This is a genomic window from Yoonia maritima (assembly GCF_003003285.1).
In the GTDB taxonomy this organism is placed as follows: Bacteria; Pseudomonadota; Alphaproteobacteria; order Rhodobacterales; family Rhodobacteraceae; genus Yoonia; species Yoonia maritima.
The window spans coordinates 241,282-253,219 of the sequence record NZ_PVTP01000003.1 but is presented as its reverse complement, the minus strand read 5'-3'; the positions used below and the strand labels follow the sequence as shown (position 1 = coordinate 253,219).

14 protein-coding genes are annotated in these 11,938 nt (G+C 53.5%); 6 read left to right on the top strand and 8 right to left on the bottom strand.

What is annotated here, in order from left to right:
- Positions 1-55: 55 nt before the first annotated feature.
- On the top strand, positions 56-541 hold the full coding sequence (locus tag CLV80_RS05885; RefSeq protein WP_106355838.1) for a (2Fe-2S)-binding protein: 486 nt from the start codon (positions 56-58) through the stop codon (positions 539-541).
- A gap of 20 nt (positions 542-561) precedes the next feature.
- On the top strand, positions 562-1,347 hold the full coding sequence (locus CLV80_RS05880) for an FAD binding domain-containing protein (RefSeq protein WP_106355836.1): 786 nt from the start codon (positions 562-564) through the stop codon (positions 1,345-1,347).
- A 102-nt stretch (positions 1,348-1,449) separates the two neighbouring features.
- Here the strand turns inward: CLV80_RS05880 and infC are convergent, their stop codons facing one another.
- Positions 1,450-1,944 (bottom strand): translation initiation factor IF-3, encoded by a 495-nt coding sequence (gene infC / locus CLV80_RS05875; RefSeq protein ID WP_311135519.1) that lies wholly within the window; start codon positions 1,942-1,944, stop codon positions 1,450-1,452.
- Positions 1,945-2,187: 243 nt separating this feature from the next.
- On the opposite strand from infC, the gene CLV80_RS05870 reads away from it, so the two are divergent.
- On the top strand, positions 2,188-2,973 hold the full coding sequence (locus CLV80_RS05870; protein WP_106355832.1) for a hypothetical protein: 786 nt from the start codon (positions 2,188-2,190) through the stop codon (positions 2,971-2,973).
- Between the two features lie 73 nt (positions 2,974-3,046).
- Here the strand turns inward: CLV80_RS05870 and CLV80_RS05865 are convergent, their stop codons facing one another.
- The 6 genes from CLV80_RS05865 to cysG form a co-directional block, all read right to left on the bottom strand.
- The gene (locus CLV80_RS05865; protein WP_106355830.1) at positions 3,047-3,895 is read right to left on the bottom strand and encodes a ferredoxin--NADP reductase; all 849 of its coding nucleotides are present in this window, start codon (positions 3,893-3,895) and stop codon (positions 3,047-3,049) included.
- Between the two features lie 71 nt (positions 3,896-3,966).
- Complete coding sequence (locus CLV80_RS05860) at positions 3,967-4,374, bottom strand: DUF934 domain-containing protein (protein WP_106355828.1); 408 nt, start codon at positions 4,372-4,374, stop codon at positions 3,967-3,969.
- Entirely contained in the window at positions 4,371-4,535 is a 165-nt protein-coding gene (locus CLV80_RS18545; RefSeq protein WP_207766518.1) for a hypothetical protein, read from the bottom strand. The genes CLV80_RS05860 and CLV80_RS18545 overlap by 4 nt, the downstream gene beginning before the upstream one ends.
- Positions 4,525-6,195 carry a nitrite/sulfite reductase gene (locus tag CLV80_RS05850; protein WP_106355826.1) on the bottom strand — a complete coding sequence of 557 codons (1,671 nt, stop codon included), beginning with the start codon at positions 6,193-6,195 and terminating at the stop codon, positions 4,525-4,527. The genes CLV80_RS18545 and CLV80_RS05850 overlap by 11 nt, the downstream gene beginning before the upstream one ends.
- Positions 6,196-6,258: 63 nt before the next feature.
- The gene (locus CLV80_RS05845; protein WP_106355824.1) at positions 6,259-6,570 is read right to left on the bottom strand and encodes a DUF2849 domain-containing protein; all 312 of its coding nucleotides are present in this window, start codon (positions 6,568-6,570) and stop codon (positions 6,259-6,261) included.
- Positions 6,570-7,961 (bottom strand): siroheme synthase CysG, encoded by a 1,392-nt coding sequence (cysG, locus tag CLV80_RS05840; protein WP_106355822.1) that lies wholly within the window; start codon positions 7,959-7,961, stop codon positions 6,570-6,572. The genes CLV80_RS05845 and cysG overlap by 1 nt, the downstream gene beginning before the upstream one ends.
- Before the next feature lie 135 nt (positions 7,962-8,096).
- Here cysG and CLV80_RS05835 point away from each other — a divergent pair, with 135 nt between their 5' ends.
- The 3 genes from CLV80_RS05835 to CLV80_RS05825 all read left to right on the top strand — a co-directional run bounded on the left by CLV80_RS05835 (position 8,097) and on the right by CLV80_RS05825 (position 10,373).
- Entirely contained in the window at positions 8,097-8,558 is a 462-nt protein-coding gene (locus CLV80_RS05835) for an Lrp/AsnC family transcriptional regulator (RefSeq protein ID WP_106355820.1), read from the top strand.
- Between the two features lie 81 nt (positions 8,559-8,639).
- Positions 8,640-8,825 carry a hypothetical protein gene (locus tag CLV80_RS05830; protein WP_106355818.1) on the top strand — a complete coding sequence of 62 codons (186 nt, stop codon included), beginning with the start codon at positions 8,640-8,642 and terminating at the stop codon, positions 8,823-8,825.
- 447 nt (positions 8,826-9,272) lie between these two features.
- Positions 9,273-10,373 (top strand): Hint domain-containing protein, encoded by a 1,101-nt coding sequence (locus tag CLV80_RS05825; protein ID WP_243394457.1) that lies wholly within the window; start codon positions 9,273-9,275, stop codon positions 10,371-10,373.
- A gap of 380 nt (positions 10,374-10,753) precedes the next feature.
- On the opposite strand, the gene CLV80_RS05820 is transcribed toward CLV80_RS05825, so the two are convergent.
- Positions 10,754-11,917 (bottom strand): cytochrome P450, encoded by a 1,164-nt coding sequence (locus CLV80_RS05820; RefSeq protein ID WP_106355814.1) that lies wholly within the window; start codon positions 11,915-11,917, stop codon positions 10,754-10,756.
- Between the last annotated feature and the right edge of the window lie 21 nt (positions 11,918-11,938).

The window sequence follows — 11,938 nt, the reverse complement described above, 5'->3', positions numbered from 1 at the left end:
CAATCGGCGTGCGGCGTGTTTAACTTGTCGAATACAAGAATTTCGGAGAGATCAAATGCCTACGGTAACTATGGTCGTGAATGGGCAGCCCGTGTCGCAAGACGTTGAGGCGCGGACGTTACTCGTTGATTTGTTGCGCAATGACTTGTCGCTGACAGGGACCCATGTCGGATGTGATACGTCACAATGTGGTGCCTGTGTGGTCCATGTGAATGGTGACGCCGTCAAAGCCTGCACAATGTTCGCCTTCGAAGCCGAAGGGGCAGAGGTCGCCACAATTGAAGGGCAGGCCGCAGCTGACGGAACGCTAAGTAATATTCAGCAAGCATTCCAAGATCATCACGGGTTGCAATGCGGGTTCTGCACACCTGGCATGATCATGTCAGCTTCGGCTCTTCTTAAGGATAATCCAAAGCCGTCCGAGGATGAAATTCGCGCCTATCTTGAAGGCAACATTTGCCGCTGCACGGGGTACCATAACATCGTCAAAGCGATCATGGCTGCATCAGGTCAAGATATAACTGCAGTTGCAGCTGAATAATCCGGGGGGGAACACTTGCAATGTATGCTTTTGAAATAGAACGACCTTCGACGATCGCCGATGCAGTCTCAGTACTGCAAAATGAAGATGCACAAGCCCTGTCGGGGGGGCAGACGCTCATCCCGACACTGAAGGCACGGCTTGCGATGCCTGAAACGTTAATTAGCCTAACGGGCATCCCAGAGATGCAGGGGATTTGCATGAATGAAGCCGGCCAGCTGTGTATTGGTGGTGCCACCACCCACGCATCTGTTGCTACGGGCGCTATCCAGTATCCGGCGCTTGCGCAGATGGCGGGACATATCGGTGATCCTGCGGTACGCAACCGTGGTACAATTGGTGGTTCGCTCGCGAATAATGATCCCGCCGCATGTTATCCTGCCGCTGTCTTGGGCTCTGGCGCGACCATCGTCACTAATACACGCGAGATCGCCGCGGATGACTATTTTCAGGGTATGTTTGAAACAGTGTTGGAAGACGGTGAAATCATTACCGAGGTAAGGTTTCCATTGCCAAAACGCGCGAATTATCAAAAGTTCCAGCAGCCAGCATCGCGGTTTGCTTTGGTCGGCGTATTTGTTGCCAAACACGCGGATGGCGTTCGCGTAGCTGTTACTGGCGCGTCCGAAGAAGGCGTATTTCGCTGGACCAATGCAGAGCTTGCGCTGGACGCAGATTTTTCGACGACGGCGCTAAGCGAATTGATGGTTACGGCTGACGGTCTGCTTGAAGACATCCACGGATCGCCAGAGTACCGGGCCAATCTAATAAAGGTAATGGCGCAACAGGCGGTTGATGCCGCTTAACCTCGGTCATGCAAATACTAACGATTTTTAATAGTTTCATGCGTCCAAGAAAAAAGCCCCAGCAAATGCCGGGGCTTTTATATTTGTAGTCTTGTGCCGCGATTATTTTGGTAGTGGACCGATCAGCATGACCATCTGACGGCCCTCCATCTTTGGAAAGTTTTCGACGCGGCCAGTTTCTTTGGTGTCTTCAGCAACGCGTTCGAGCAACTGACGACCCAGTTCTTGGTGGGCCATTTCACGGCCGCGGAAACGCAATGTGATTTTAACTTTGTCACCGTTTTCCAAAAATTTGAAAACGTTGCGCATTTTGACTTCGTAGTCGTGGTTATCCGTGTTTGGGCGGAATTTCACTTCTTTGATTTCAATGATTTTCTGTTTCTTACGTGCCTCAGCTTCTTTTTTCTGAGTCTCGTATTTGAACTTACCATAGTCCATGATCTTGCAAACCGGCGGTGTTGCGTTGGGAGAAATTTCAACCAAGTCTAACCCAGCTTCATCTGCCATCGCCATTGCACGCTGTGGCGTTACAACGCCCACGTTTTCACCTTCCGCACCGATAAGGCGGATTTCATTAGCGCGGATTCGGTCGTTGATCCGTGGCCCTGTCTCGCGTTGCGGTGGGGCGTTATGCGGTCTGCGTCCTATGGTCTTTATCCTTTAATTGTTCCGTTCAGGTGTCCTATAAAGTAGACTGCAAGGCATGGGTCTTCAACCCGCAAAACTGCGCCGATACGCTAGATTTTCCCCGTGTTTTCTACTTCACCTTGTTTGTTGCATCTGACATATCCGCATTGAGGGCCATTGGGCCTGTAAAAATAGATCTGAAAGGATGTTAAAATGAGAGCAATCGCCATTTTGGTCATTGTCGCAGTACTGGGTTTCTTTGGTTACCAATATGCCGCTAAGGGCCGAGGACCAGTTGAAGCTGTTGGCGTTTTGACCGGCGCAACTGCTGCGGCTGAACAAGCCGCTGCTGAGGCTGCAGAAGCAGCCGCCGCTGAAGCTGCTGCACAAGCTGCTGCCGAGGCTGAAGCTGCCGCTGCAGAAGAAGCTGCTGCCGCCCAAGCTGCGATTGACGCTGCTGCTGCAGAAGCAGAAGCTGCTGCCGCTGAAGCCGCCGTTGCCGCTGAAGCAGCTGCAGAAGAAGCTGCCGCACAGGCTGCTGCTGAGCTTGAGGCTGCAGAAACTGCTGTAGCTGAGGAAGCTGCTGCATTAGAAACCGCCGCCGCTGCAGAACTTGAAGCTGCAGAAGCTGCCGCTGAAGAAGCCGCTGCGCAAGCTGCTGCCGAAACCGAAGCTGCAGAAGCTGCTGTAGCCGAAGAAGCTGCCGCCGTGGCCGAAGAGGCTGCTGATGCAGCAGAAGAGGTTGCGACTGAAGCAACCGAAGCTGCTGGCGAAGCGGCAGAAGCTGCTGATGAAGCCGCTGATACCGCTATGGGCTCTGTTGCTGACCTGCTGACAACTGACGGTTTTGATTCTGAAAAGGTTATGGAAATGATCGACAGTTCCGATCTTTCCGGCATCCAAAAGACAACCATCACAACAGCGCTGAACGCTGCAAAAGATAACCCAGAACTACTGGAAGCAGCTTTGGAGCAGTTGAAGGGTATGCTGGGCATGTAAGCCCACCATATTTGTAAACAAAAAGGGCCGCGTCAGAAATGACGCGGCCCTTTTCTCATTCTATAATAGTGGCTTAACCTACAAAGGCTTTTTCAATCACGAACTCGCCTGGCTCAGAGTTCGCACCTTCTTTAAGACCAGCCTTTTCCATCAATTCTTTGATGTCGAGGTTGAACGCTAGCGAACCACAGACCATCGCACGGTCCGTTGCTGGGTCGATCGCGGGTATGTCCAGATCACTAAACAGCTCACCGTTTTCGATCAACGTTGTGATGCGTCCCATTTTAGGGCTCTCTTCACGTGTTGTAGTCGGGTAATACTTGATCTTTTTCCAGAAGCCTTCGCCGATTACTTCGTTCAAAAGCTCATCGGTTTTCAAGCCCTCGATCAGGTCGCGACCATAGGTCAGTTCGTCGACTTCACGGCATGTATGTGTCATGATGATTTCATCATAATCTTCATAGGTTTGCGGTTCGCGCAGTAGGCTAGCGAAAGGTGCAAACCCTGTCCCGGTCGAGAAGAAATACAAGCGTTTACCCGGTAGCAGCGCGTCATGCACCAACGTCCCAACTGGCTTTGGCTTAAGGATGATTTGATTACCAACTTTGACGTGCTGTAGTTTTGATGTCAGTGGGCCATCTTGGACTTTAATCGAATAGAATTCCATTTCTTCATCCCACGATGGGGACGCGATGGAATATGCGCGCAGCAATGGGCGCTGTTTGCCGGTCTTTGGGTCAGGGTCGCCCATCAGGCCAATCATTACGAATTCGCCTGAACGGAACCGCAAAGATGCAGGGCGCGTTACGCGAAATGAGAAAAGACTATCCGTATAGTGCTTTACTTCGGTGATGGTCTGCGCGTCAGGCAGGACAGGTACGGCTTTGGCTGTGGTTTCGGTCACTGGTTTTTGCTCGGTCATAATGTAATTCGGCGACCCTTTTTCGGGCCGCCCTCCGGTCTAGTCGTTGATCTGGATCAGGGAAAGGGGCCTTAGCCGCGCATCCGGGCCTGATAGTTATGGTTTTGCCAATCAGCGCGGAATAGCCATTGGTCTTCTGGCTGGCGGGTCGCTAGCGTTTCGTCGATTTCGACCTCATCAAAACCAGACCGACGCGCCATGGCGTATTGGTCGGCAATGACATGGCCCTTAGCACGCAGGCGTCCTTTGAAACCTGCGCGGCGCAGCATCGCGGCGAGGGTAAAGCCGCGACCATCTGCAAATGATGGGAAATCAATGCGGATCATTGGCGCGTTCGTCAACTGTGCCAATGTGTCCGGTGCGGTGTCAGAAGGCAAGTCAACACAATAGTCGCCGTTTGCCGGGGCTTCGTCACGCGCAACAAAGCCGTTGGCCCAATCGTCTGTTCCAAACCCGTTATCAGTTACGATCACGCTCATGCTGCTTTTCCTTCGCGTACCATTTTACCGTTTTGAACGTGGATACCACATTCGTTTTTTTCGCTGCTCTGCCAACGGCCTGCACGGAAATCATTGCGGGCTATGACCTGTCCGTCAACCTCTTTTGAAGCCTCCGTCCGTGTGCGGATATCAAGCGGCATTCGCTTTGTCCTCGGCAGGGTAAAGGATCGCCTTGAACGGCTCCATTCCTAGGCGGCGGTAGGCCTGAAGGAATGTTTCATCCGCGTCCTGACGCAGATCGAGATAACCTGTCACTAACCGTTCAATCGCAGGCACGATGTCGTCAGCGCTAAAGCCGGGGCCTGCGCGTGTGCCGATCGTGGTGGTCTCGGTGCCGTCACCGCCAAGCGTGATCTGGTAGTTTTCAACACCAGCACGATCCAGTCCAAGAATACCGATGTGCCCCACATGGTGGTGGCCACAGGCATTGATGCAGCCTGAAATCTTGATCTTTAGCTCGCCGATGTCATGCTCGATCTTAAGCTCGTCAAAGCGCGTTGCGATTTCTTGAGCGATCGGGATCGACCGAGCAGTCGCCAAGGCGCAGTAGTCCATGCCGGGGCAGGCGATGATATCGCTGACCAGACCGATGTTGGCGGTTGCCAAGTCAGCCTCGCGCAGCGCTGCGTAAACAGCGGGCAGGTCAGCTTTGTGGACATGCGGCAGGATCACGTTCTGTTCGTGGCTGATCCGCAGTTCACCGTGACCGTATTGTTCGGCAATATCCGCCATCACGCGCATCTGGTCAGAAGTCGCATCGCCCGGCGTTTGACCGTGTTTCTTGATGCTGATCGACACGATCGCATAACCCGGCGCCTTATGCGCAGCCAAGTTGGTGTCAGACCAGGCGCGGAAAGCAGGGTTTGCAAGGCGCGCCGCTTCATAGCCATCTTCAGATTTTCTGACATAGGCGGGCGGGGCGAAAGCGGCTTCGATGCTTTTCAGCAGTTCTTGGTCGAAACCGGTAAAGCCTTTGCGGATGGCCTCAAAACGTTCTTCGACCAGCTGTTGCATTGTTTCAAGACCGTTTTCGTGAACAGTGATCTTGATGCGTGCTTTGTATTTGTTGTCGCGGCGGCCAAGCAGGTTGTAAACGCTGACGATGGCCTCGCAATATGCAAGTAGCTCTTCGCGAGGAAGGAATTCGCGCAGTACTTTTCCAACCATTGGCGTACGACCAAGGCCACCACCAACGATGATTTCATAGCCCGGGGTGCCTTCTGCGTTGCGGACCATGCGGACGCCGATGTCGTGGGCGCGGGTTACAGCGCGGTCATGTTCAGAACCGCTCACCGCGATTTTGAATTTGCGCGGCAGGAACTGGAATTCTGGGTGGTCAGTGGACCACTGGCGCAGCAATTCAGCAACCGGGCGAGGGTCTTCGATCTCGTCCGCGGACGCGCCTGCAAAATGGTCTGCGGTCACGTTGCGGATTGTGTTCCCAGATGTTTGAAGCGCGTGCATGCCAACATCGGCCAGAGCCTCGAGAATATCAGGCACGTCGTCCAGCTTTGGCCAGTTGTACTGGATATTCTGGCGGGTGGTGAAGTGGCCGTAACCTTTGTCCCAACGATCAGCGATATACGCCAACTGGCGCATCTGTGATGGGTTCAGCGTGCCGTAAGGCACAGCAACACGCAGCATGTAGGCGTGCAGTTGCAGGTACAGGCCGTTCATCAGGCGAAGCGGCTTGAATTCGTCTTCGGTCAGTGATCCGTCGATACGGCGTTCAACTTGACCGCGGAACTGGGCAACGCGCTCGCGGACAAATGCTTCGTCAAAATCGTTGTATACGTACATCTGGTTTCTTCCTTCGCGTTTCGGGACAGACCGAAACATCGTGGGTTATGTGGAGGTCGCGGATCAGGTCCGTGACGCGTTATCTACTTGTTTGCCATGGGCATAGTTCGACGGGCCGCGTGTGCGGAACTCTTCGCGAAAATGCGTGGGCTCTGGGCCGTTTGGACCTTCTTTAGCATCTGCCAGGTAGGCGCCTGCGATTTCGCTTTGACGCGCCTGCGCTTCTAACAGGCGTAGGTCAGCGTGAGCTTCATCGGTGATGAATTCAGCTTCGGACATGTGTGGGGTCCAGCGATCATCAGCGGTGAACCAAACGGCGTCGCCTTCTAACAACGCATTTGCGGTGATGACTTTTGGGGTAAAGGCGCGGGCCATTATGCGAACTCCTTGAGTGTCAGCGATTGTGCGGCAGCATCGCGCGGGGCGAGGCCGTAAAATGTAATTGCGGGACCAGTCAAGCCAGCGTTCGACATTGTTGGTTCCAGTTCGACCAAAGTGGTCGCGATGATACGTTGGTCGGCACGGCTCACGTTCTCGATGATCGTGACCGGTGTTGCCGGGTTCGCACCGTGCATTAGCAGGCGGCCCTGAATAAAACGAGCAGATTTTTTACCCATATAGATCGCAGCGACTTCACCGGGGGCAGCAAGGGCTTTCCAGTCGTGATCGGCGTAACCTTTGGTGTCGTGCCCCGTAATTAGGCGAACAGACGAGTTGCGGTTGCGCTTAGTCAGGCTTTGGCCAATATTTGCAACAGCAGCTGATGCAGCCGTAATGCCTGGAATGATCCGGTAACGCACATCTGCGGCTTCCAGTGCTTCGATTTCTTCATCTAAACGCCCAAAGACAGTGGGATCACCCGCCTTAAGGCGCACAACGTGGTGGCCATTTTGGGCATGTTCAACGATTAGTGCGTCAATGTCAGACTGTGCCATGGATGGGCCAAAGCCTTCTTTGCCGGCATCGATGATGATCGCTTCGCGGCGGGCAAGTTCCAAGATTCCTGGCGTTACCAACCGATCGTGAATAACGACGTCAGCCTTGTCCAGCGCGTTGCGAGCTTTCAGTGTCAGCAGTTCTGGATCGCCGGGGCCCGCACCAACGAGGTCAACATGACCCGCAGTGTCTGTCGCCATGATTTGCTGATCAAGAAGCGTTTCCAAGGTGGGAACGATCGCGGCCGCGCCTTTTTCTTCAAAGGCCTTCGGGCCCGCGCCGAAGTAGAACGAAGACCAGAAGTTACGGCGCTTACGGCCCATGGGCAGGACATCAACAGCATGGCGGAATGTTTTGCCTATCCGGGCAAGTGCGCCCAACGACTGTGGTAGGCGTGCTTCTAGGTCTGCTTTGATTGCACGGGCCAAAACTGGGGCAGCACCTTCGGTGCCGATGGCCACGGTTACAGGATCGCGGTCTACGATGGCGGGCGTGATGAACTGGCTGTCAGCAAGGTTATCGACGATGTTGATCAATGCGCCTTCAGCGTTCGCAATCGCAGCGACGCGTGCATCTTCGGCATCATCTTCGTTAGCGGCATAGAATAGCGCAGCGCAGAGCGCATCGCCCGGCTGCATAGCACGGTTGATGATTGTCAGCTTGTCTTGGGTAGCCCAGCGTTGGATTTCTGGTGCAACGTCTGCCGCGATGACAGTCAGCTTTGCTTCGGTTTTCATCAGTAGGCGCAGCTTTGCCATGGCCGCATCAGCACCGCCCGAAAGGACAATGCGACGACCGGCGACGGCTAGGAAGATTGGAAAGTGCTGCATAGCGAACCTCTGATTTCTTGGGTTTAATATAGAATATCGTTCTGCTATTTACGCCCCCTACAGGGCAGTTAAGGAAAACTGTTCTGGTTGCCTGTGAATTTGGACCGTCTGTCCTAAGAATGCGGAGAAATAAGAATGTCGGTACGGATTGATGCGACAGACCGGAAAATTTTGGCAGCATTGCAGGCCGATGCCGCGCAATCATTGGATGAAATTGCCAAAAATGTAGGGTCTTCGAAAACACCTGTTTGGAATCGCATTCGCAAGATGCGCGAGGCCGGGATCATTGGTCATCAGACAGTGATGCTTGATGCCGAAGCACTGGGATTTGAGGCCTGTTTTTTCGTGCTGATCCGCACCTCAGAGCATGACGCGGACTGGCAGGGTAAATTCCTTAAGGCCCTGAAATCACGACCCGAAGTGCAAGAGGCCCACCGGCTGGCTGGGGACATTGATTACATCCTCAAGGTGCGCGTGAAAAACGCGCGGGCGTATGACACATTCTATCAGGCGCTGATATCCGAGGTGAAGGTACACAACGTCACCGCACTGCTGTCGATGGAAGAGATCAAATCGACCGTGGCGCTGCCGCTTTAGGCGCGTTTCGGGCCATTGAGCTATATCAATGCGGGGCGGTCGCTATTGCTCGAAACTGGCCAGTAGAAAAGGAGATTTGTTATGAAAAACACTGTTATTCTACTTGCCGTGATCGGGATGCTTGCGGCTTGCGAAGATACGATGTCCGCATATCCCGCAGACGACCAAATGTCTGATGCAAGCGAAGCTGCTACCGATGCTGCCGAAACGGAGCCGGGCGACCGCGACCGTGATCAAGACCAAACGACCAGCCACAGCGGCGGCTAAGTTACACGGTAGTTGTAACGATGAATTTGGTTAACGAAGCGTGCGCAGTTTTTTTGCGCATGCTTATCTTCAGCAAATATGCTGGGTTAATACCTGAAAGTATGGACGATGCGGCGATGCAGATGCCGTACAGACTGCGTGCAGCAGGCGTATGTACGGCTGTATGTATTTGAGTAGTTTAACGTGGCGTACGGTCGGGAAGGGTTAATGTCGGCGATGCGGATTCGCTACCGTTCCCTGCTCAAGTTTGAACGTCCGCTTTGCTCGAATTTGACGGGAACGAAACACGACATTTAGATTTCGACCAATATAGCGTCGACTGCGGGGCATCGGGATACCCAGATTGATCCCAGTCAACTTTGCACCTAGGGTAATATAGTAACTATAGGCAATTGCAAAGCAATCACATTTTGCGGTAGTTGTTGATCTTGGAGGTGACTGTTGACTGTGCTCACAAATGGCGATTTTTCGTCTGGATTAACTGATTGGACGGTAACGGGAGCAGGGCCAACCTCGCCTACCGCGGACGCAGCGTCGGGTGGCGTCATCTTCGGCTATAGCAACGACGTCCAGGACGGTGATTCAATTTCTCAAGGGGTCAACCTGACAGCTGGTGAGGAATACTCGTTCACTCTTACTCTCTCCGAAGTCGGTCCAAGTTTGGGTTATGGAGGTGGTGCACTCACCATTGATCTCCAAGACAATGCATCGAGTGGCTTTACCAATATCGGCAGCATAACCGTCGGTCATGAAGAGACTAATACAGTCACATTCACTTTTACCTCCCCCTATGACAGCTCCACTCTGATTATTCGTGGTCAGTATGCTTTTGGCGATGGAAGCAACTACCTACTATTGGATGACCTTGTCCTGACACCTACCACTGTACCGTGTTTTACAAGGGGGACCATGATTCACACGCCGAATGGGCCGAAAGCCATTGAAAAGCTGAAGGTCGGCGATCTGGTCGATACCCTCGATCATGGCCCCCAAGCAATTAGATGGATCGGAACAAGCCCCATAAGCTTTGTAGAACGCCCGCTTAGCTGCAAACTACGCCCGATTATCATCCGGGCAGGTGCGCTTGGCCCCGGCGTGCCGCATGTCGATATGCGGGTGTCGCGACAGCATAGAATGCTTATCTCTTCCAAAATCGCAGAGCGCATGTTCAACGTTCCTCAGGTCCTAATACCCGCGGTCCGTTTGTTGATCCTTCCGAATGTTGAAATTGATGAAGAAGTACAAGAAATCGATTATCTGCACTTAATGTTCGACCGGCATCAGGTCATTTGGGCGGATGGCGCACCTGCGGAGAGCTTCTTTTTTGGTCCCGAGGCGATAAAATATCTGGAACACGATGCCCGAGAGGAAGTTGAAGCACTGTTTCCTGAGCTTGTATCAGGCGAGGCTATGTATGAACCAGCGCGGATCATTCCTGTAGGTAAAAAACAGAAGAAGCTTATCGAGCGTCATGCATCCAATTCGCAGGATCTCTTGTCAAATAGGTTTCTAAGGTCTGGACTTCGGTTGCAGGTAGATCTCCGATAAAGTTTTTTGGAGGACCATAATTTAGCGACAACCGTAGCTTCTATCAGTCGCCAAAGCTGACGTCTGCTGCAATGCGGGAAATTGTCATTTTGGGCTCGCAGTATGCGTAATTGGGCTACCTCTATTCTGAGGTCAAGCTCCCGATAGGATCACAAGATGATTTTTGAACAAGGGAGATAGTAGATGAAATATTTTGCCGGTTTAGATGTGTCGTTACGATTCTGTTCGTTTTGCATTGTTGATAGCGTCTGACTTCGACACCTACGGGTCCAAATAGGGTGATTTGATGTAAAGTGGCTCAAATCTGCCATTCGCTGCAATACGGAAACTCGAGATGCTAATCGAGGGAGACTAATTGCGGCTCGGTATATTGTTAAGCGCTACATGGTTACCATCAACCGTTCCAAGCCGTGAAAGTGAAATACGTCTCCGTACTGCGGTTCTTCGGTGAGTTTTAGATTAGGGCAGCGCTCGAATAGCGTTTCTAGTGCGATGCGGAGTTCTAGTCTTGCGAGTGGTGCGCCGACGCAGAAGTGGATGCCTCCGCCGAAGCTGGTGTTTTGGGGGCCTTTGCGTGTGGGATCGAATGTGTTGGGGGTGTCGTAGGCGAGAGGGTCACGGTTTCCGGCGCCGAGTAGGCAGGCGATTTGGTCGCCGCGTTTGAAGGACTGCTCGCCGATGGTCACGTCTTCGTAGACCCAGCGTGTGAACATGTGCAGGGGCGGATCGAAGCGGATGATCTCCTCGACGCAGGGGTCTGTAATTTCGCGGATATTTCGTTCGAGGAGTGTTTTTACACCATTACCAAGCGTGTGCACCGTGGCCTCGTGTCCGGCGTTGAGAAGCAGGATACAGGTGGTGATCAATTCATCCTCTGACAGTTTTTCACCGTCTTCTTCGGCCGCGATCAGGGTCGAGATCAAGTCGTCGGTCGGGGATTTGCGCCGCTCATTGATGTAGCCGCGCATGAAGGCGGTAAAGTCGTTGGTGGCAGCGATTGCGGCGGCTTCGATCTCGGGGGTGCGTCGTGCTTGGTACATGGAGACCATCGCGTTGGACCAGCGTAGCAGGTCATCGGACCGGTCTTCGGGGACGCCTAGCAGTCGCGAGATCACGACGACGGGGACGGGTTGCGCGTAGGCGGTAAGCAGATCGAAGGGCTCGGATGGAAACTTGTCGATCAGGTCGTGGCAAAGTTGGGTGATATCGGGTGCCAGTGCGGCGATGGTCCGGCTGGTGAAGGCGCGTAGGACCAGAGACCGCAGGCGCGTGTGTTTGGGGGGTTCCAGTTCCAGCATAGAGTGGGCTTCGACATCGTAGAATGGCTGGAGTGCCTTTGGGATGTCGGGTGCTAATTCCGGCGGGCATTCGCGCCCCATTTTCCGATTGCGCAGTACCGCGTGTACGGCGCTGTGCGAAACCGCGCAGGCCATGTCATATTCGTCCCACCAAAAGAATTCTCCGCCCGCGCGGGCGCGGTCATAAAACGGGTAGGGGTTTTGGACAAAAGCGGGGTCCGTCGGGGACTGAGAAAAGCGTTGCATATGGCAGGTTTGACGCGCCTG